The 18,247-nt window shown below is 71.7% G+C and carries 19 protein-coding genes; 4 read left to right on the top strand and 15 right to left on the bottom strand.

What is annotated here, in order from left to right; translation table 11 throughout:
* Positions 1 to 71 precede the first annotated feature (71 nt).
* From AMK11_RS33050 to AMK11_RS33015, 8 genes are all read right to left on the bottom strand, one after another.
* Positions 72 to 860, bottom strand: a complete 789-nt coding sequence (locus AMK11_RS33050; RefSeq protein ID WP_073731802.1) for a DUF3159 domain-containing protein — start codon at positions 858 to 860, stop codon at positions 72 to 74.
* A 3-nt stretch (positions 861 to 863) separates the two neighbouring features.
* Positions 864 to 1,262 (bottom strand): OB-fold nucleic acid binding domain-containing protein, encoded by a 399-nt coding sequence (locus AMK11_RS33045; RefSeq protein WP_073731801.1) that lies wholly within the window; start codon positions 1,260 to 1,262, stop codon positions 864 to 866.
* A gap of 62 nt (positions 1,263 to 1,324) precedes the next feature.
* Positions 1,325 to 2,008, bottom strand: coding sequence for a response regulator (locus AMK11_RS33040; RefSeq protein ID WP_073731800.1), 684 nt, complete (start codon positions 2,006 to 2,008; stop codon positions 1,325 to 1,327).
* On the bottom strand, positions 2,005 to 4,551 hold the full coding sequence (locus tag AMK11_RS33035) for a sensor histidine kinase (RefSeq protein ID WP_073731799.1): 2,547 nt from the start codon (positions 4,549 to 4,551) through the stop codon (positions 2,005 to 2,007). The genes AMK11_RS33040 and AMK11_RS33035 overlap by 4 nt, the downstream gene beginning before the upstream one ends.
* Before the next feature lie 123 nt (positions 4,552 to 4,674).
* Positions 4,675 to 5,373, bottom strand: coding sequence for an ABC transporter ATP-binding protein (locus AMK11_RS33030; protein ID WP_073731798.1), 699 nt, complete (start codon positions 5,371 to 5,373; stop codon positions 4,675 to 4,677).
* 151 nt (positions 5,374 to 5,524) lie between these two features.
* Positions 5,525 to 6,277 (bottom strand): DUF3710 domain-containing protein, encoded by a 753-nt coding sequence (locus AMK11_RS33025; RefSeq protein ID WP_073731797.1) that lies wholly within the window; start codon positions 6,275 to 6,277, stop codon positions 5,525 to 5,527.
* A gap of 1 nt (position 6,278) precedes the next feature.
* A complete protein-coding gene (gene dut / locus AMK11_RS33020) occupies positions 6,279 to 6,857 on the bottom strand; it encodes a dUTP diphosphatase (RefSeq protein WP_073731796.1) in 579 nt (192 codons plus the stop codon).
* Positions 6,854 to 7,438, bottom strand: coding sequence for a PaaI family thioesterase (locus tag AMK11_RS33015; RefSeq protein WP_073731795.1), 585 nt, complete (start codon positions 7,436 to 7,438; stop codon positions 6,854 to 6,856). Before AMK11_RS33015 ends, dut begins: the two co-directional genes overlap by 4 nt.
* 57 nt (positions 7,439 to 7,495) lie before the next feature.
* On the opposite strand from AMK11_RS33015, the gene AMK11_RS33010 reads away from it, so the two are divergent.
* On the top strand, positions 7,496 to 7,957 hold the full coding sequence (locus AMK11_RS33010; protein ID WP_073731794.1) for a DUF3093 domain-containing protein: 462 nt from the start codon (positions 7,496 to 7,498) through the stop codon (positions 7,955 to 7,957).
* Positions 7,958 to 7,979: 22 nt separating this feature from the next.
* On the opposite strand, the gene AMK11_RS33005 is transcribed toward AMK11_RS33010, so the two are convergent.
* From AMK11_RS33005 to AMK11_RS32990, 4 genes are all read right to left on the bottom strand, one after another.
* Positions 7,980 to 8,948, bottom strand: a complete 969-nt coding sequence (locus tag AMK11_RS33005) for a hypothetical protein (protein WP_073731793.1) — start codon at positions 8,946 to 8,948, stop codon at positions 7,980 to 7,982.
* Between the two features lie 13 nt (positions 8,949 to 8,961).
* On the bottom strand, positions 8,962 to 9,258 hold the full coding sequence (locus AMK11_RS33000) for a DUF4193 domain-containing protein (protein WP_003993510.1): 297 nt from the start codon (positions 9,256 to 9,258) through the stop codon (positions 8,962 to 8,964).
* A gap of 406 nt (positions 9,259 to 9,664) precedes the next feature.
* Complete coding sequence (locus AMK11_RS32995) at positions 9,665 to 10,909, bottom strand: sensor histidine kinase (RefSeq protein ID WP_073731792.1); 1,245 nt, start codon at positions 10,907 to 10,909, stop codon at positions 9,665 to 9,667.
* A 6-nt stretch (positions 10,910 to 10,915) separates the two neighbouring features.
* Positions 10,916 to 11,569 carry a response regulator transcription factor gene (locus AMK11_RS32990; protein ID WP_003993508.1) on the bottom strand — a complete coding sequence of 218 codons (654 nt, stop codon included), beginning with the start codon at positions 11,567 to 11,569 and terminating at the stop codon, positions 10,916 to 10,918.
* A gap of 415 nt (positions 11,570 to 11,984) precedes the next feature.
* Between AMK11_RS32990 and AMK11_RS38260 the strand changes: the two genes are divergently transcribed.
* Positions 11,985 to 12,158: a hypothetical protein gene (locus AMK11_RS38260; RefSeq protein WP_019325850.1), complete on the top strand. Its 174-nt coding sequence runs from the start codon at positions 11,985 to 11,987 to the stop codon at positions 12,156 to 12,158.
* 84 nt (positions 12,159 to 12,242) lie between these two features.
* On the opposite strand, the gene AMK11_RS32985 is transcribed toward AMK11_RS38260, so the two are convergent.
* Positions 12,243 to 13,061, bottom strand: coding sequence for an inositol monophosphatase family protein (locus AMK11_RS32985; protein WP_073731791.1), 819 nt, complete (start codon positions 13,059 to 13,061; stop codon positions 12,243 to 12,245).
* A 274-nt stretch (positions 13,062 to 13,335) separates the two neighbouring features.
* Entirely contained in the window at positions 13,336 to 14,457 is a 1,122-nt protein-coding gene (locus AMK11_RS32980; protein WP_073731790.1) for a ferrochelatase, read from the bottom strand.
* Between the two features lie 207 nt (positions 14,458 to 14,664).
* Here AMK11_RS32980 and AMK11_RS32975 point away from each other — a divergent pair, with 207 nt between their 5' ends.
* Positions 14,665 to 15,921, top strand: coding sequence for an MFS transporter (locus AMK11_RS32975; protein WP_073731789.1), 1,257 nt, complete (start codon positions 14,665 to 14,667; stop codon positions 15,919 to 15,921).
* Entirely contained in the window at positions 15,863 to 17,200 is a 1,338-nt protein-coding gene (locus AMK11_RS32970) for a D-arabinono-1,4-lactone oxidase (RefSeq protein ID WP_073731788.1), read from the top strand. Before AMK11_RS32975 ends, AMK11_RS32970 begins: the two co-directional genes overlap by 59 nt.
* On the opposite strand, the gene AMK11_RS32965 is transcribed toward AMK11_RS32970, so the two are convergent.
* Positions 17,124 to 17,972, bottom strand: coding sequence for a hypothetical protein (locus AMK11_RS32965; protein WP_073731787.1), 849 nt, complete (start codon positions 17,970 to 17,972; stop codon positions 17,124 to 17,126). The genes AMK11_RS32970 and AMK11_RS32965 overlap by 77 nt on opposite strands.
* Between the last annotated feature and the right edge of the window lie 275 nt (positions 17,973 to 18,247).

Here is an 18,247-nt window from a genome sequence, read left to right as displayed (position 1 = left end):
GCATACGACGGTGGGGCGCCCGGAGATCTCCGGGCGCCCCACCGTCGTATGCCGTCACCCTTACGGGGGCGTCAGTCCTTGCGGTGCCTGCCGCCGGGCGCGGGGTCCAGGGCGTCCTCGCCCCGGGCCTCGCGCTCGGCCTTCGCGCGCTCCTCACGCTCCTTCTCGGCCTGCTCCGCCGCCTCCATCTCCGCGAACACGTCGATGGGGGCCGGCGCCTTGGCCAGGAAGACCCAGGTCAGCCAGACGGCGAGCAGGAAGGGCGGGATCTTCAGGGTGACCAGGACCCAGCCGAGCTGCTCGGTGTCCGCCCACCAGTACAGCGGGAAGAGGATCGCGGACTTGGCGAGCAGGATGAAGCCCCAGGCGTAGCTGGCCTTGGTGTAGGCCTTCTTGCGTCCCGGGTTCCGGGTGCGCCAGGAGAGGTTCTCCTTGAAGACCGGGCCGAGGATCAGGCCGATCAGGGGCACGCCGGCCAGCGCGGTCACGATGTACGCCAGGGCCAGGCCCAGGGTGTAGAGCATGCCCGGCAGGTAGAAGTTCTTGGCGTTGTCGGTCATCATCGCGAAGACCACGCCGAAGGCGACGCCGAACACGCCGCTGAAGGCGTGCTTGACGGTGTCCTTCATCGCCAGCCGGACCACGACCAGCACCAGCGACACGGCGAGCGCCGCGATCGCCGACATGTGCAGGTCGTTGTTGAGCGTGAAGATGGTGACGAAGAGCAGGCCCGGCAGCACCGTCTCGACCATGCCCCGCACGCCGCCGAACGCCTCGAACAGCGCGGCCTCCGTCACCGCCCGCGCGTCGCCGGCTTCCGTGTCCTGGGTGTCTTCGGTCGGCTTGTCGAGCGACGTCACCGGCTACTCCCGTCCGAGGGGTCTCAGTTCGTATTTCGGGTTGAAGAGCACCCGGCGGCCCCGGCTCATGGAGATCCGGCCCGATGCGATGAGCTTGCGCCCCGGCTCTATGCCCACGATGGAGCGTCTGCCCAGCCACACCACGTCCAGGGCGGCGGAACCGTCGAACAGCTCGGCCTCCAGGGCCGGGACGCCCGCGCGCGGTCGCAGGGTGACCGTGCGCAAGGTACCAGTAACCGAGACGATCTGACGGTCCTGGCAGTCGCAGATGCGGGTGCAGCCGGCGGTGTCGGCGTCCTCGCGCAGTTCCTCGGACTCCAGGTCCTCCTGCGACGAGGAGAGCCGGTCGAACATGCGCCGGAACCGGCCCACCGGCTTGTCGGAACGCGGAGCAGCACTCATGTCTGAAGCGTACCGGGGCGCGCCGACAGCCAGACACCCTCTCCGGGCCGGTATCGCGAGGCTCACTTTTCGAAGCGGTACCCCATGCCCGGCTCCGTGATGAAGTGGCGCGGGTGCGCCGGGTCCGTCTCCAGCTTGCGGCGCAGCTGCGCCATGTAGACCCGCAGGTAGTTCGTCTCCGTCCCGTACGACGGCCCCCACACCTCCTGAAGGAGCTGCTTCTGGCTGACCAGGCGCCCGGTGTTGCGCACCAGCACCTCCAGCAGGTGCCACTCGGTGGGCGTCAGCCGTACGTCCCTGCCGCCCCGGTTCACCTTCTTCGCGGCCAGGTCGACGGTGAACTCGGCGGTGTCGACGATCACGTCGTCCTCGCCGCCCGGGACGGGTTCGGCCCGGCGGACGGCGGCGCGCAGGCGGGCCAGCAGTTCGTCCATGCCGAAGGGCTTGGTGACGTAGTCGTCGGCGCCCGCGTCGAGCGCCTCGACCTTCTCGTCGGAGGAGTGCCGGGCGGAGAGCACCAGGATCGGCACCCGGGTCCAGCCGCGCAGGCCGCGGATCACCTCGACGCCGTCCATGTCGGGCAGGCCCAGGTCCAGCACCACCACGTCGGGGTGGCGGGCGGCGGCGAGCTGGAGGGCGGTGGCGCCGTCGTGGGCGGCGTCGACCTCGTAGTGCCGGGCCTTGAGGTTGATCACGAGGGCCCGCACGATCTGCGGTTCGTCGTCGATCACGAGCACCCGGGTCATCGGGCGGCCTGCCTTTCTGCTGTCGTGACAGGGAGAGCGCCGGCGTGTGCGCCGGCCGCACGGAGGGTGAGCACCATGGTGAGGCCGCCGCCGGGGGTGTCCTCGGCGTTCAGCGTGCCGGCCATCGCCTCGGCGAAGCCCCGGGCCACGGCCAGGCCGAGGCCCACTCCGGCTCCGCGCGGGGCGTCGCCGTACCGCTGGAAGGGCTCGAAGATGCGCTCCTTGGCGTCGTCCGGCACGCCCGGCCCCCGGTCGACGACCCGCACCTCGACGCGGTCCGCGAGGGCGCTGGCGGCGACCAGGACGGTCCGGCCGGCGGGGCTGTACTTGACGGCGTTCTCGATCAGGTTGGCCATCGCCCGCTCCAGCAGCCCCGCGTCGACGGCGACCATGGGCAGCGTCTCGGGGACGTCCAGCTCGACGCTGCCCTCGGGGACGCCGCCGAGCGCCATCGGCACCACCTCGTCGACGTCTATCTCGCGGATCAGCGGCGTGACCGTGCCGGTCTGCAGGCGGGACATGTCGAGCAGGTTGCCCACCAGGTGGTCGAGGCGGTCGGCGCCCTCCTCGATGCCCTCCAGCAGCTCAGCCCGGTCCTCCTCGGACCACGCCACGTCGTCGGAGCGCAGGCTGGTGACCGCGGCCTTGATCCCGGCGAGCGGTGTCCGCAGATCGTGGCTGACGGCGGCCAGCAGCGCCGTGCGGATGCGGTTGCCCTCGGCCAGCGCGCGGGCCCGGTCGGCCTCCTCGCGCAGGCGCCGGCGGTCCAGTACGACGGCGGCCTGGGCGGCGAAGGCGGCCAGCACCCGGCGGTCCTCGGCGGGCAGCACCCGGCCGGTCAGCGCGAGGGCCATGTGATCCCCGACCGGCATGTCCACGTCCGCGTCCTCCGGGCGCTCGACCGGCGGGCCCGTCCCGGCCCGGCCTGCGCAGGTCCAGGGCTCCACGTCGCCGTCCCGTTCCAGCAGGGCGGCCGACTCCATGCCGAAGGTCTCGCGGACCCGCTCCAGCAGGGTCTCCAGACTGGTCTCGCCGCGCAGGACGTCACCGGCGAGGAAGGAGAGGATCTCCGACTCGGCGCGCAGCCGGGCGGCCTGGTGGGTGCGGCGGGCCGCGACGTCGACGACCGAGGCCACGGAGAGCGCGACGCCCACGAATATGGCGAGCGCAAGCATGTTCCTGGGGTCGGCGATGGTGATCCGGTTGACCGGGGGCGTGAAGAACCAGTTCAGCAGGAGGGAGCCGACCGCGGCCGAGGCGAGCGCCGGATACAGGCCGCCGAGCAGCGCGGCGGCCACGGTCAGCGCCAGGTACAGCAGCACGTCGTTGGCGAGGCCGAGGTGGACGGTGTTCAGCAGCAGGGTCAGCAGCACCGGTCCGCCGAGCCCGGTGAGCCAGCCCCAGACGCTCCGGGAGCGGCCCAGCCGCGCGCCCGTGGCCACGGGCAGTCCGCGCCCCTTGGCGACCTCCTCGTGGGTCACGATGTGGACGTCCAGGTCGGGCCCGGACTCACGGGCCACCGTGGCGCCGACGCCGGGGCCGAAGACGTACTGCCAGGCCTTGCGGCGCGAGGAGCCGAGGACGATCTGGGTGGCGTTGCTGCCCCGCGCGAAGTCGAGCAGGGCGGCCGGTATGTCGTCGCCGAGCACGTGGTGGAAGGTACCGCCGAGGTCCTCCACCAGGGTGCGCTGCATCGCCAGTTCCTTGGGGGAGGCCGCGGTGAGCCCGTCGCTGCGGGCTATGTAGACGGCCAGCACCTCGCCGCCGGCGCCCTTCTCCGCGAGGCGCGCGGCCCGGCGTATCAGCGTCCGGCCCTCGGGGCCGCCGGTCAGGCCGACCGCGATGCGCTCGCGCGAGCCCCAGATCCTCGAGACGCGGTGCTCGCTGCGGTACTGCTGGAGGTACTCGTCGACCCGGTCCGCCACCCACAGGAGGGCCAGCTCGCGCAGGGCGGTGAGGTTGCCGGGGCGGAAGTAGTTGGACAGCGCCGCGTCGACCTTGTCCGGCTGGTAGATGTTGCCGTGGGCCATGCGCCGGCGCAGCGCCTGCGGCGACATGTCCACGAGTTCTATCTGGTCGGCCCGCCGCACCACCTCGTCCGGCACGGTCTCCTGCTGCCGTACGCCCGTGATCGACTCGACGACGTCGCCGAGGGACTCCAGGTGCTGGATGTTGACGGTGGAGATCACGTCGGTTCCGGCGGCCAGCAACTCCTCCACGTCCTGCCACCGTTTGGCGTTGCGGGCGCCGGGGACGTTGGTGTGCGCCAGTTCGTCCACCAGGGCGACCCGGGGGGCGCGTTCCAGCACCGCGTCCAGGTCCAGTTCGGTGAAGACTGCGCCGCGGTGCGCCAGCTCCCGGCGCGGCACCTGCTCCAGGCCGTGCAGCAGCACCTCGGTGCGCGACCTGCCGTGGTGCTCCACGAAGGCCACCACGCAGTCCGTGCCCCGCTCCCTGCGGCGGTGCGCCTCGGAGAGCATCGCGTACGTCTTGCCGACGCCCGGTGCCGCACCGAGGTAGATCCGAAGCTTGCCGCGTCCCATGGCCTCATTGTCTTCCGGTCAGCGCTGGTTGCGCAGCGTCGACCCTACGGCCAGCAATCCCGACAAATCAGGGCGGGATACGGGGCGCCGGTGCTCTTTGACGTAACTCTGACGCCCGCGGTGTCACTCCGCGACGATCTCGCCGTCCCGGAGTTCGAGTACCCGGTCGGCCAGGTCCAGCAGCGTGGCGTCGTGGGTGGCGACGAGGGCGGTGACCCGCTCACTGCGTACGACGGCCCGCAGCAGCTCCATCACGGCGTGCCCGGTCTCCGCGTCCAGTTGGCCGGTGGGCTCGTCGGCGATCAGCAGCGCCGGGTTGTTGGCGAGGGCACGGGCGATGGCGACCCGCTGCTGCTGCCCGCCGGACAGCTCGCCGGGGCGCTGGGCGGCGTGGTCGGCGAGGCCGACGAGGGAGAGGAGCAGTTCGACGCGCTCCTCGCGTTCGCGCGGTGCGGTACGGCGCAGCCGCAGCGGGACGCCGACGTTCTCGGCGGCGGTGAGGATCGGGATGAGCCCGAAGGACTGGAAGACGAAGCCGACGCGGTCCCGGCGCAGGGCGAGCAGGCCGTCCTCGTCCAGTTCCGCGAGGTCCCGGCCGTCGACCTCGACCCGCCCGGCATCGGCCGCGTCGAGCCCGCCGACGACGTTGAGCAGCGTGGTCTTCCCGGAACCCGACCGTCCCTTCAGGGCGACCAGCTCACCGCGCGGCACCTCGAAGGAGACGCCGCGCAGGGCGTGTACGGCGGCGGCCCCGTGACCGTACGCCTTGCGCACGCCCTCGACGCGCACCATCGTGTCGGTGACCACCTGGCCCTGGCTCATGTGCCCTCCCCCGCCGAAACCGGGCGCCAGTATCGCCGGACGGCACCGGAACGTTCAAGGTCCGGCACCGGTCGTCACCACGGCCCCGGCATGGCCGGAGGGCCGTGTCCCGTCCAGGACACGGCCCTCCGTACCGAGTGCTCGTACTCGTCTACCGGACCTCGGTGATCTCCGGGCCGCGCTGGAGCTGGCCCATGCCGCCGGAGAAGCGGGAGCCCTCCTCCTGCTGGACGCCCTCGGGGACCATCTGCGCGTCGTTGGGGAGCTTGAGGACGATCGGGTCGCGCGGGGCCATCGGACCCTCGCCGCGGACCACGACCGTGTCCCGGAAGATCTGCTCCAGCAGACCGGCGGCCTGCGGCTGCACCGCGCCCTGGCCGGAGATCACGCCGCGCAGGAACCAGCGGGGACCGTCCACGCCGACGAAGCGCACGACCTGGAAGCCGCCCGTGCCGTCCGGCAGCTGCACCGGGACCTGCGCCCGCAGCTCCCAGCCCAGCGGGCCCTCGACCTCGTCGATGATGCCGCCCTGCTGGGTGATGCCGGAGCCGATCTCCTCGCGCACCTCGCCCCAGATGCCCTCGCGCTTGGGCGCGGCGAAGCCCTGCAGCTGGATGGCGCTGTCGCGCAGCACGACGGTCGCGGCGACGATCGCGTCGCCCGCGACCTCCACCCGCAGTTCCATGCCCTCGACTCCGGGTACGAACAGACCGCCCAGGTCCACCCGGCCCTCGGCGGGGTCGCGGACCTCGGTGCTGTCCCAGGGCCCGTCGGGCCGCGGTTCGGGCTCGAGCCGCACGCGCTCGCGCTCTTCGTCCGCCTCGGTGTCGACGCTGTCGACGACCTGCTCGGCCTCGCCGGCCGCGTCCTCGGCGGCATCCCTCTTCTTGCGACGTCCGAACACGTCACTGTCCTTCCCGGTCGGATACGACCGAAGCGTATCGATTCCCACCCGTCGGGCCGCCCTCGGCGACCTGACCGCTTGTGCCGCTTGCACGGTCCAACCCGGCGTGGCCGCCGGTGGACCCGAAGCCCCCTCCGGCCCGCGCCGAGTCGGGAAGCTCCGCGACCTGATGGAAGCGGACCCTCTCGACCTGCTGGACGACCAGTTGGGCAATCCGGTCGAAGCGCTCGAACCGCACGCTGTCGCGCGGATCGAGATTCACCACGATCACCTTGATCTCCCCACGGTACCCGGCATCAATCGTCCCCGGGGCATTCACGAGGGCGACACCGAAGCGGGCTGCGAGCCCGGAACGCGGGTGCACGAAGGCCGCGTACCCCTCCGGGAGCGCCACAGACACGCCCGTGGGAAGTACGGCGCGCTCACCGGGCTTCAGTTCGCAGTCGACGGTGGTGCGCAGGTCGGCGCCCGCGTCCCCGGGCTGCGCGTACTCCGGAAGCGGTACGTCGGGGTCGACGCGGCGGATCAGGACGTCGAGGCCGGGGCGGGGCTCGCGGTGTCCGGGGACCGGCGCGGTCACGGGTTCACCTCGAAGGCGCGGGCCCGGCGGACCTGGTCGGGGTCGTCCATGGCGGCGCGGATCTCCTCCTCGCGGCCGTGGTTCACGAAGTGCTCGACCTTGACCTCGATGAAGAGGGCGTCGGCGCGCACGGCCACGGGCCCGTCGGGGCCGCCGATCCGGCCGGTGGCGGTGGAGTAGATCTTCCGGCCGGCCACCGCGGTCACCTCGGCCTGCAGGTGCAGCGTGGTGTCGACGGGCACCGGCCGCAGGAAGTCGGTCTCCAGCCGCCCGGTCACCGCGATGGTGCGCAGCAGCCAGTTGAGCGAGCCGAGGGTCTCGTCCAGCGCGCTGGCCAGCACGCCGCCGTGGGCGAGGCCGGGGGCGCCCTGGTGGGCGGCCTGCACGGTGAACTCGGCGGTGATCGACACGCCTTCACCGGCCCGCGCCTGGAGGTGCAGCCCGTGGGGCTGGTCGCCCCCGCAGCCGAAGCACTGGCCGTAGTGGGCACCGAGCAGCTCGCCGGGGGCGGGCGCGTCGGGGTGCCGTACGGGTTCGACGGCGTCGGCGGGGGGCTGGAGACCTGGGGAAGTACCACTCACAGGCGCAGACCTTACCCGCGCGTCGGCCGAACACCGATACCGTGCCAAGCTTGGTGCATGCAGCTCTCGACCGCCCCTTACGAAGAACGCCTCACCGCGCCCCGCTCCTGGTGGCTGGGGTCCTTCCTGGTGGGGCTCTCGTTCGCCCTGATCCTGCTGCCCTTCGGGACGCTGCCGATGCTGGGCGGCCTGGCCGGCGGAACGGCGGTCGCGGCGGTCGCGGCCAGTTCGTACGGCGCGGTCCGCATCCGCGTCGTGGGGGACTCGCTGATCGCGGGCGAGGCGAGGGTGCCGCTCTCCGCCCTGGGCGAGGCGGAGATCCTCGACCCGGAGGAGGCCCGCGCCTGGCGGACGCACAAGGCGGACACTCGCGCCTTCCTGCTGCTGCGGGCCTACATCCCGAGGGCCGTGCGCGTGCTGGTCACGGACCCGGAGGACCCGACTCCGTACCTGTACCTGTCGACCCGCGAGCCGGAGCGGCTGGTCGAGGCCCTGAAGGCGGCGAAGGCGGCGGCGTGACGCCGCCGCGGGCGGCCGGCTGTCAGTGCCCGCCGTCCCCGTCGGAGCCGTGACCGGTGCCCTTGGGGCCGCCGAAGCCCTTGGGGCCGAGCTCCTTGGTGAGGGCGCCCATGTCCAGCGCGTCCTGCGGTCCCTCCAGGGCCGGCAGCTCGTCGAGGGCGCTCCACGGCACCTGCCTCTTGCGCAGGTCCGCCCGGATCCTGTCGGCGAGCTTCCTGGTGTCGCGGCGGTTCATGACGGCCCCCACCGCGGCGCCGACCATGAACGGCATGAGGTTCGGCAGGTTGCGCACCATGCGCTTCATGATCTGCTGGCGCAGCTGGCGCTTCATGTGGCTGTTCATCGCCGAGCCGAGGGTCGACGGTTTGGACACGTCGACTCCGCGCTCGTCCGACCAGGAGTTCAGGTACGCGGTGCTGCGCTGCGCGAGGGTGCCGGGCGGGCGCAGGCCGTACACCTCGTAGAGTTCGGCGATCAGTTTGAGCTCGATCGCGGCCACGCCGGTCACCTCGGCGGCCAGCTCGGTCGGCATCGCGGGCGGCACGGGCATCATCGCCGCCGCGCCGATCCCCGCGCCGACGGTCGCCGTGCCCTTGGCCGCGCCCGCGACCAGCCGGTCGGCGATCTCCTCGGGGCCGAGGCCGGGGAACTGTCCGCGCAGCGTCGCCAGGTCCCGTACGGGCACGCGCGGCGCCAGTTCGATGATCCGGTCGGCGAGGTGCGCGAGGGCGGCTCTGGCGCGCTGGCCGCCGTTGCGGACGCCCTGGCCGGCCTTGTGCCGGAACGCCGCTGCCCTGCGCCGGGCAGCGGGTGCCGGCGGCTGCGTGGTCGCCGGGAGGTCACCCCGGTCGGCCACTGATTCGAGCGGGGCCGTCCCCGTGTCGGTCGGGCCCCGCTCGTCGTCACGCGCGCTGTAGGAACCGTCGAACGGCCCTTGGTCCGCTTCCCGCCTGTGGAAGCGGCGCTTCCAGGGAGGGGTCGAGCCAGTCACGGCCGACCCCGCCTCAGTCGCAGTCGCGGCAGATCGGCTGGCCGTTCTTCTCCCGGGCCAGCTGGCTGCGGTGGTGCACCAGGAAGCAGCTCATGCAGGTGAACTCATCCTGCTGCTTCGGCAGTACACGGACCGCCAGTTCCTCGTTCGAGAGGTCGGCGCCGGGAAGTTCGAGGCCTTCCGCGGCCTCGAACTCGTCGACGTCGACGGCCGAGGCGGACTTGTCGTTCCGCCTGGCCTTCAGCTCTTCGAGGCTGTCCGAGTCGACGTCGTCGTCGGTCTTGCGTGGAGTGTCGTAATCGGTTGCCATGGTCGCTCTCCCCCTCTGGGTGTCTGCGGGTGTCTCCAGCGCACGTAACGCGTGAGAGGCCGGACTTGTGCCCGACCCGAGGCGGAGATTTTGCCTCACATCAAGGTCTGTTACTCAATCGACACCCAACCGGACTCCTCATGAGTGATCGGCTTGGATGGCGATGGGGACCGTACACGGTCCGAATGTCGCACTTCAAAGGCGCCTCACCGTGTACTTCCCGTGATCAGGGTCCCTGAAAACCAGGACTTTCCCGGCCTTCCGACAGGGTGCATGATCACGGAGAGTAGATGGCGAGAAAGCCGGTGCTGTGATCGATCACACAGGCAACTCCAGGGCCGTCGGCCTGGAAATTCCGCTCAAAGCGAACATCCTCGGGTGTCGGTGAGATGTCGGGGTCATGATCTCAGACGGGGAGCGTCACTCGCATCACGAGCCCCCCGCCCTCGCGCGGCTGAGCGTAGATGTGCCCGCCGTGCGCCCTCGCCACCGACCGCGCGATGGACAGCCCGAGACCGACGCCCTTGTCGCTCCCCGTGCGCTCGGTGCGCAGGCGGCGGAACGGCTCGAAGAGGTTGTCGATCTCGTACGCCGGCACCACGGGGCCGGTGTTGGTGACCACCAGCACCGCCTGGCCGTTCTCGACCGAGGTGGTGACCTCCACCCAGCCCTGTTCCGCCACGTTGTAGCGCACGGCGTTCTGGACGAGGTTCAGGGCGATGCGCTCCAGCAGGACGCCGTTGCCCTGGACCACCGCCGGGTCCCGTGTGCCGCGGATCTCCACGCCCTTGGTGTCCGCCTCGGCGTGCACCTGGTCGATGGCCTGGCCGGCCACCTCGGCGAGGTCCACCGGTTTGCGCTCGACGATCTGGTTGTCGCTGCGGGCGAGCAGCAGCAGGCCCTCGACGAGCTGCTCGCTGCGTTCGTTGGTGGCCAGCAGGGTCTTGCCGAGCTGTTGGAGCTCCACCGGGGCGCCCGGATCGGACAGGTGCACTTCCAGCAGGGTCCGGTTGATCGCCAGGGGCGTGCGCAGCTCGTGGGAGGCGTTGCCGACGAAGCGCTGCTGGGCGGTGAAGGCCCGTTGCAGCCGCTCCAGCATGTCGTCGAAGGTGTCCGCGAGCTCCTTCAGCTCGTCGTCCGGACCGTCCAGCTCGATCCGGCGGGAGAGGTCGGAGCCCGCCACCGCGCGCGCGGTGCGGGTGATCCGGCCCAGCGGCGACAGGACGCGTCCGGCCATCGCGTAGCCGAAGGCGAAGGCGATCACGGCGAGGCCCAGCAGGGCCAGCAGCGACCGGCTCAGCAGCCGGTCCAGGGCGTCCTGGCGCTGGCGGTCGATGCAGTCGCTGATCGCGGCGTTGAACTGCGACAGCGACAGGTTGCCGTCCGTGATGCCCGGGCAGTCGTTGCTGGCGACCTGGAGGTCCTGGAAGTCGACGATCTTGTAGAGCGGCTGGTTGCCGGTGCGTACCGCCTGGGCGGCGAGCAGGTAGATGATCGACAGCAGCAGGATGCCGGCGATGAGGAACATGCCGCCGTACAGCAGCGTGAGCCTTATCCGGATGGTGGGCCGCAGCCAGGGCATCGGGGTGGCCGAGCGCGGGTCCCAGGTGGGCTTCGGAGGCGCCCCGGGGGGCGCGGGTGTCGTCGCCACGGTCGATCAGATCCGGTAGCCGGAGCCGGGCACGGTGACGATGACGGGCGGCTCGCCCAGCTTGCGGCGCAGGGTCATGACGGTCACTCGTACGACGTTGGTGAACGGGTCGGTGTTCTCGTCCCAGGCCTTCTCCAGCAGCTGCTCCGCGGAGACCACGGCGCCCTCGCTGCGCATGAGCACCTCCAGGACGGCGAACTCCTTCGGCGCGAGCTGCACCTCCTTGCCGTCGCGGAAGACCTCGCGGCGGTTCGGGTCGAGCTTGATGCCGGCGCGTTCCAGGACGGGCGGCAGGGGCACGCTGGTGCGGCGGCCCAGGGCACGCACGCGCGCGATGAGCTCGCTGAAGGCGAAGGGCTTGGGCAGGTAGTCGTCTGCGCCGATCTCCAGGCCCTCGACCCGGTCGCTGACGTCGCCGGAGGCCGTGAGCATCAGCACGCGTGTGGGCATGCCCAGCTCGACGATCTTGCGGCACACGTCGTCGCCGTGCACGAGCGGGAGGTCGCGGTCGAGGACGACCACGTCGTAGTCGTTGACGCCGATGCGCTCCAGGGCGGCCGCACCGTCGTACACGACGTCGACGGCCATGGCCTCCCGGCGCAGTCCGGTGGCCACCGCATCGGCGAGCAGTTGCTCGTCCTCGACGACGAGTACGCGCACGTCGCTTGTCCTTCCTGTGTCCACCCGCGTAGCGCCTCCGGGGCGCACGAGGGCAGGGGCCGGCGGGGTGTGTTGCCTCCATCCTGCCCTTTTCGGCCATAAGTCGGCTGTAAGACGAGGGAAGGTCCGGGAGGAACACCGGTACGGGAGCGGGAATGCGAGATTTTCTCGCGTGGTTGAGGTTTCCGCGGAAGAGAGTGGGGGGAGGACGGCTTTACACCCCGCGATCACGCTCTGCCTGTACCGCGTCACCGCGCGGTATGCCGCGGTCCGCTTCCGCAGAGCGGGCGTGGGTGTCCGGCACCGTCGCCGCCCGGAAGGGCAGCGCTGGGCACTCCACCGGAGACGTGATCGTCCCTTCCGAACGGCACACCCCCGTGCCACCGACCCACGACCCAGGACGAGGGGGCGCAGCATGGACGCTTTCACCGCAGGACTTCTGCAGCGCATAAAGACGACCGAGTCCGACCTGTCCCGGGCCCGCGACGAGGGGGACGAGTTCCTCGTCGAGGTGGAGCTGGGAGAGCTCGACGACCTGCGCCGTCTCGCTGCCGAGCACGGCGTGGAGGTCGGCACGACCAGCGTCTGACCAGCCCGTGAAAGACAGGGCCCCGGCGGGATCCAGCGCCGGGGCCCTGTCGTGTGTCACACCCGCCCTGCCGGGCACGGAGACCTACGCTCCGAAGTCCGTCAGGAGCCGCTGGAGGGGCTCGAAGACCTCGGGGGTGGCCGCGATCGTCAGGTCGGCGGACGGGCGCTCACCGGGGCGGCCGCCGGTCACCGCGCCCGCCTCCCGGGCGATCAGGTCCCCGGCCGCGAGGTCCCACGGGTGCAGCCCGCGCTCGTAGTAGCCGTCGAGGCGGCCGGCGGCCACGTCGCACAGGTCGATCGCGGCGGAACCGCCGCGCCGGATGTCGCGCACCAGCGGGATCAGCCGCCGCGCGATCTCGGCCTGCTCGGCGCGGACGTCGGCGACGTAGTTGAAACCGGTGGAGACCAGGGCCTGGTCCAGCGGGGCCGGGGCGCGGCAGGCGAGCCGGCGTTCGCCGTCCCACGCTCCCGTCGCCCAGGCGCCGCCGCCGAGCACCGCGTGGTACGACTCGCCCCGCATCGGGGCGACGACCACGCCGGCCACCCGCTCGCCGTTCTGCTCGGCGGCGATGGAGACGGCCCAGGTGGGCAGCCCGTAGAGGTAGTTGACGGTGCCGTCGAGCGGGTCGACGACCCAGCGGACGCCGCTGGTGCCCTCGGTGACGGAGCCCTCCTCGCCGAGGAAGCCGTCGTCGGGACGGCGGTCGGCGATCAGGCCGGTGATCAGCTTCTCCGCCGCGATGTCCATCTCGGTGACCACGTCGATCGGGCTGGACTTGGTGGCCGCGACCGCCAGGTCGGCCGGGCGGCCGTCGCGCAGGAGCTCGCCCGCGCGGTGGGCGGCCTCCTGGGCGATCTTCAGCAGCTCGGCGTGGAGGGGGTCGGGCGTCACGTCGGTCACGGGGTTCCTCACGCGTAGGGACTGTCGTCCGGGTCAGGTCGCAGGGAAGAGACGGTGCTGGTCGGTGCCGGTGAGCGGGGGCGATGGGGGCCCCTCCCGCGCATGGGGGTCCCCCCGCTCGAGCGGAGTCGAGAGTGGGGGAGAAGCCGAGCATGGGGGAGCGTGCAGATGCAAGGCGGAGGAGGGCGCCAGGGCGGAGCCCTGGCAACCGACGACAACGCGGCGGATGTGCGTGCCGGACCCCGCGTCTGCGGCATGATCCGAACGACAGCCCCTAAGGGCTGTCGGCGCCCGCGGCGGCGGGGCGGGGGGCGCGGGCGGGGCAGCAGCCGACCGGGCACAGGTTGTGGCTCGCGCCGAGCGCGCCGAGGGCGCACGGTGCGACTTCCTGGCCTCGCTCGTCGGCGGCCCGCTCCAGTACGAGGTCGCGGACCGCGGCGGCGAACCGCGGGTCGTCGCCCACGGTGGCCGAGCGGCGCACCGGCAGCCCCAGCTCTTCCGCCCTGGCCGTGGCCTCCGTGTCGAGGTCGTACAGGACCTCCATGTGGTCGGAGACGAAGCCGATGGGTGCCATCACCACGGCGGGGACACCGGCCGCCTGGCGCTCCTCCAGGTGGTCGCAGATGTCGGGCTCCAGCCACGGGATGTGCGGGGCGCCGGACCGCGACTGGTACACGAGCTGCCACGGGTGGTCGACGCCGGTGCGCTCGCGGACGGCGTCGGCGATCACCTGCGCGACGTCCAGGTGCTGGCGTACGTACGCCCCGCCGTCACCGTGGTCCTCGACCGGTCCGGAGGTGTCCGCGGCGGAATTGGGGATCGAGTGGGTGCAGAAGGCGATGTGCGCGCCGTCCCGCACCTCCTCGGGCAGCTCGGCGAGGGAACGGACGACCCCGTCGACCATGGGCTCGACGAAGCCCGGGTGGTTGAAGTAGTGCCGCAGCTTGTCGATCTTCGGCAGCTCCAGGCCCTCGGCCTCCAGGGCGGCGAGCGCGTCCGCGAGGTTCTCGCGGTACTGGCGGCAGCCCGAGTACGAGGCGTAGGCGCTGGTGGCGAGGACCAGGATGCGGCGGCGTCCGTCGCGGACCATCTCGCGCAGGGTGTCCGTCAGGTACGGCGCCCAGTTGCGGTTGCCCCAGTAGACCGGCAGGTCCAGGCCGTGCTCGGCGAAGTCCTTGCGGAGGGCGTCCAGCAGGGCGCGGTTCTGCTCGTTGATGGGGCTGACCCCGCCGAAGAGGAAGTAGTGCTGGCCGACTTCCTTGAGGCGTTCCTTGGGGATGCCCCGCCCTCGCGTCACGTTCTCCAGGAACGGGACCACGTCGTCGGGACCCTCGGGGCCGCCGAACGAGAGCAGGAGCAGGGAGTCGTAGGGGCTTGCGTCGAGCACGTCTGGCATGTCTCGATCCTGCCACCCGCCACTGACAACCGACCAACGGTGGGGTCCCGCCGGGCGTCTCACCAGGTCCGCGGGCGCGGCTCCGCACGTCCTGGGGCGTCTTTCCAGGGGTCGCGCGGGGGTGTTTCCCATACGTCGACACGAGTAATCTGTATCGACTGCGTTCGGACCTTACCGAGCCCCACTGAGCCGTTCCCGGAGACCGCGTTGCCCAGTCCCTACCGCGCCCTGTTCGCCGCTCCCGGCACCAAGGCATTCTCGACCGCGGGCTTCCTCGGCCGGATGCCGCTGTCGATGATGGGCATCGGCGTGGTGACGATGATCTCGCAGCTCACCGGGCGGTACGGGCTGGCCGGCGCCCTGTCGGCCACCATCGCGCTCGCCGCCGCCGTGGCCGGACCGCAGGTCTCCCGCCTGGTCGACCGCTACGGCCAGCGGCGGGTGCTGCGCCCGGCGACCCTGGTGTCGCTGACCGCGGCGGCCGTGCTGCTGCCGGCCGCGCACTACGGGTGGCCGGACTGGGTGCTGTTCGTGGCCTGCGTCGGCATCGGCTGCGTACCCAGTCTCGGCGCGATGGTCCGCGCCCGCTGGGCGGCGCTGTACCGGGGCACCCCGCAGCTGCACACCGCGTACTCGTTCGAGTCCGTGGTGGACGAGGTGTGCTTCATCTTCGGGCCGATCATCTCCATCGGCCTGTCCACGGCCTGGTTCCCGGAGGCCGGGCCGCTGCTGGCCGCCTGCTTCCTGGCGACGGGCGTCTTCTGGCTCACCTCGCAGCGCGCCACCGAGCCGGAGCCGCACCCGCGCGAGGAGAAGGGCGGCGGCACCGCGCTGCGCTCCCGGGGGCTCCAGGTCCTGGTCGCCACCTTCGTGGCGACTGGGACGATCTTCGGGTCCATCGACGTGGTCACCGTGGCCTTCGCCGAGGAGGAGGGCCACAAGGCCCTCGCCAGTGTCGTGCTCGCCCTGTACGCGGCGGGATCGTGCACGGCGGCCATGGTCTTCGGGCTGCTGCGCTTCGCCGGACCGCCCGAGCGCCGCTGGCTCCTGGGCGTCTGTGCGATGGCCGTGAGTATGATCCCCCTCCTACTGGTCGGAAACCTACTGTTTCTGGCCGCGGCGCTGTTCGTTGCGGGTCTGTCCATCGCTCCCACGATGATCACGACGATGTCCCTCATCGACCAGCACGTACCACGCACGCAGCTCACCGAGGGCATGACCTGGGTGAGCACCGGCCTCGCGGTCGGCGTCGCGCTCGGCTCCTCCGCGGGCGGCTGGGTGATCGACGCCTCCGGGGCGCGTGCCGGGTACGGGGTTCCGGCGGTCGCCGGCGCCGTCGCGGTCGCGGTCGGTTTCCTCGGGTACCGCCGGCTCAAGCGGCCGGCTCAGCGTCGGGGAGGGACCGTTGAGCAGCACACGCACGGCACGCGGGACGGCGAGCGGGAAGAACGGCACATGGCGTAACTGGGGCGGCAACGTCTCCGCGCGCCCCGCGCGGGAGGTCGCTCCGGCCTCCGTCGAGGAACTGGCCGCGGCCGTCCGCGGGGCGGCCGACGAGGGGCTGCGGGTCAAGGCCGTCGGCACCGGCCACTCCTTCACCTCCATAGCGGCGACGGACGGCGTGCTCATACGCCCGCACCTGCTGACCGGGATCCGCCGCATCGACCGCGAGGCGATGACCGTCACGGTCGAGGCCGGCACCCCGCTCAAGCGGCTCAACCTGGCCCTCGCGCGGGAGGGCCTGTCGCTGACGAACATGGGCGACATCATGGAGCAGACGGTGTCCGGGGCCACCAGCACCGGCACCCACGGCACCGGCCGCGACTCCGCCTCCATCGCCGCCCAGATCCGGGGCCTGGAGATGGTCACCGCGGACGGCTCGGTGCTGACCTGTTCCGAGCGGGAGAACCCCGACGTCTTCGCCGCCGCCCGGATCGGCCTGGGGGCGCTCGGCATCGTCACCGCGATCACCTTCGCCGTCGAGCCGGTCTTCCTGCTCACGGCCCGCGAGGAGCCGATGCCCTTCGAGCGGGTCCTCGCCGAGTTCGACGAACTGTGGGCCGAGAACGAGCACTTCGAGTTCTACTGGTTCCCGCACACCGGAAACACGAACACCAAGCGCAACAACCGCAGCGCCGGTCCCGAGCAGCCGGTGGGCCGGCTGAAGGGCTGGTTCGAGGACGAGTTCCTGTCCAACGGCGTCTTCCAGGCGGCCAACTGGGTCGGCCGCGCGGCGCCCGCCACCGTCCCGGCGATCGCCCGGATCTCCAGCAAGGCGCTCTCCGCGCGGACATACACGGACACTTCCTACAAGGTCTTCACATCCCCGCGCCGGGTGCGGTTCCTGGAGATGGAGTACGCCGTGCCGCGCGAGGCCGTCGCCGGGACGCTGCGTGAACTGAAGGCCATGGTGGAGCGTTCGCGGCTCCGGGTCAGCTTCCCGGTCGAGGTGCGCACGGCCCCGGCGGACGACATCACGCTGTCCACCGCGTCGGGCCGCGACAGCGCGTACATCGCCGTCCACATGTTCCGGGGGACGCCCTACCAGGCGTACTTCACCGCGGCCGAGCGCATCTTCACGGCCCACGAGGGCCGGCCGCACTGGGGCAAGCTGCACACCCGGGACGCCGAGTACTTCTCCCGGGTGTATCCGCGCTTCGGCGAGTTCACGGCGCTGCGGGACCGTCTTGACCCGGACCGGCTGTTCCGGAACGACTACTTGCGCCGGGTTCTGGGGCCGTAGCCGAGGCGTCGGGGGCCGGGCTCGTGGCGTCGCCGGAGCCGTCGTCCCCGGTGGCGTCCGGGGTGGGCGCCGTACCGCCGTCCTCCTCGGAGGCACCGTCCGACGAGGTGTCGCCGCCGGTGCCGCTCGGGGTCCCGGACGGGGTTGCCGCCGGTGTGTCGCCGCCGGATCCGGAGTCTCCCGGGCCACCGGAGCCGCCGGAGTCCCCGTGCTCCTGTCCGTCTTGGGAGCCGCCGCCGGAATCGCCCTGCTCCCCCGCGCCGGAGCCGGCCTTGTCGTGGCCGGAGAAGGCGCTGCCGACGGTGGTGCTGCGGCCGCCGCTCAGGGTCTCGCCGGAGGCGAGTTCGTACGCGGTGATCCCGGCCATGGTGACGCCAAAGACGAGGGCCGCCGCGACCAGGGGGCGTTTCCAGCCGCGGGTGCGCGCACGGTAGACGGTGCCCTCGGTGAACCCTCCCGGAGTCATGGCCGGCCCGGCGCCCGCCGCCGGGGCCGGTACGGTCCGCAGGGCGCCGTCGGTGCGCTTGACCCGCAACTGCTCGCCGGTGCGCTTGAAGAAGTGCTGGAGGACCGAGCCTCCACAGGTGGCGATGACGCTGATCAGTCCGGCGCCGAGGATGGTGCCGTACACGCCGAAGGAGGAGGCGAGTTTGGCGGCCACCACCGCGGCCAGGGCACTGCCCGCGACCTGGGGCACGCTCAGGTCGATTCGCCTGGACCGCACCTCCGTTCGCGTATCCGTCTCACCTGCGTCATCGGGCTTTTCACGCATCCCCGGACCTTGCCTGTCTTTCCCGTACGTGATCGATCAACTGCACGAGAAAGGGACGAGCGGTCGAAACCATTAGTTCCGTTTCTGGTGATTGCGTGAAGTACGCCACGCCAAGATCACGGAAAACGCGCCAGGAGCGGCCAAGCGTCACCTCTTGCCAGAAGTTGGGCGGCGTGCCAATCCACGCACGTGGCCCGAATGGAGTACTGTTGCGAGCCCTGGGTCCGGTCTCCCGTCAGGGGGTCCGGGACCGCGAAGGACCGCCGGGAGGGGGC

Origin of the sequence: Streptomyces sp. CB02414, assembly GCF_001905385.1 — a bacterium.
Classification (GTDB): Bacteria; Actinomycetota; Actinomycetes; order Streptomycetales; family Streptomycetaceae; genus Streptomyces.
Note: the sequence above shows the minus strand (reverse complement) of the source record. Positions and strands in the feature narration are given on the sequence as shown.

What these genes read in the sequence shown, in the direction of transcription:
- AMK11_RS33045 (WP_073731801.1), bottom strand. Translation starts at nt 1,262, where the DNA reads ATGAGTGCTGCTCCGCGTTCCGACAAGCCGGTGGGCCGGTTCCGGCGC.
- AMK11_RS33040 (WP_073731800.1), bottom strand. Translation starts at nt 2,008, where the DNA reads ATGACCCGGGTGCTCGTGATCGACGACGAACCGCAGATCGTGCGGGCC.
- AMK11_RS33035 (WP_073731799.1), bottom strand. Translation starts at nt 4,551, where the DNA reads ATGGGACGCGGCAAGCTTCGGATCTACCTCGGTGCGGCACCGGGCGTC.
- AMK11_RS33030 (WP_073731798.1), bottom strand. Translation starts at nt 5,373, where the DNA reads ATGAGCCAGGGCCAGGTGGTCACCGACACGATGGTGCGCGTCGAGGGC.
- AMK11_RS33010 (WP_073731794.1), top strand. Translation starts at nt 7,496, where the DNA reads ATGCAGCTCTCGACCGCCCCTTACGAAGAACGCCTCACCGCGCCCCGC.
- AMK11_RS33000 (WP_003993510.1), bottom strand. Translation starts at nt 9,258, where the DNA reads ATGGCAACCGATTACGACACTCCACGCAAGACCGACGACGACGTCGAC.
- AMK11_RS38260 (WP_019325850.1), top strand. Translation starts at nt 11,985, where the DNA reads ATGGACGCTTTCACCGCAGGACTTCTGCAGCGCATAAAGACGACCGAG.
- AMK11_RS32980 (WP_073731790.1), bottom strand. Translation starts at nt 14,457, where the DNA reads ATGCCAGACGTGCTCGACGCAAGCCCCTACGACTCCCTGCTCCTGCTC.
- AMK11_RS32965 (WP_073731787.1), bottom strand. Translation starts at nt 17,972, where the DNA reads ATGCGTGAAAAGCCCGATGACGCAGGTGAGACGGATACGCGAACGGAG.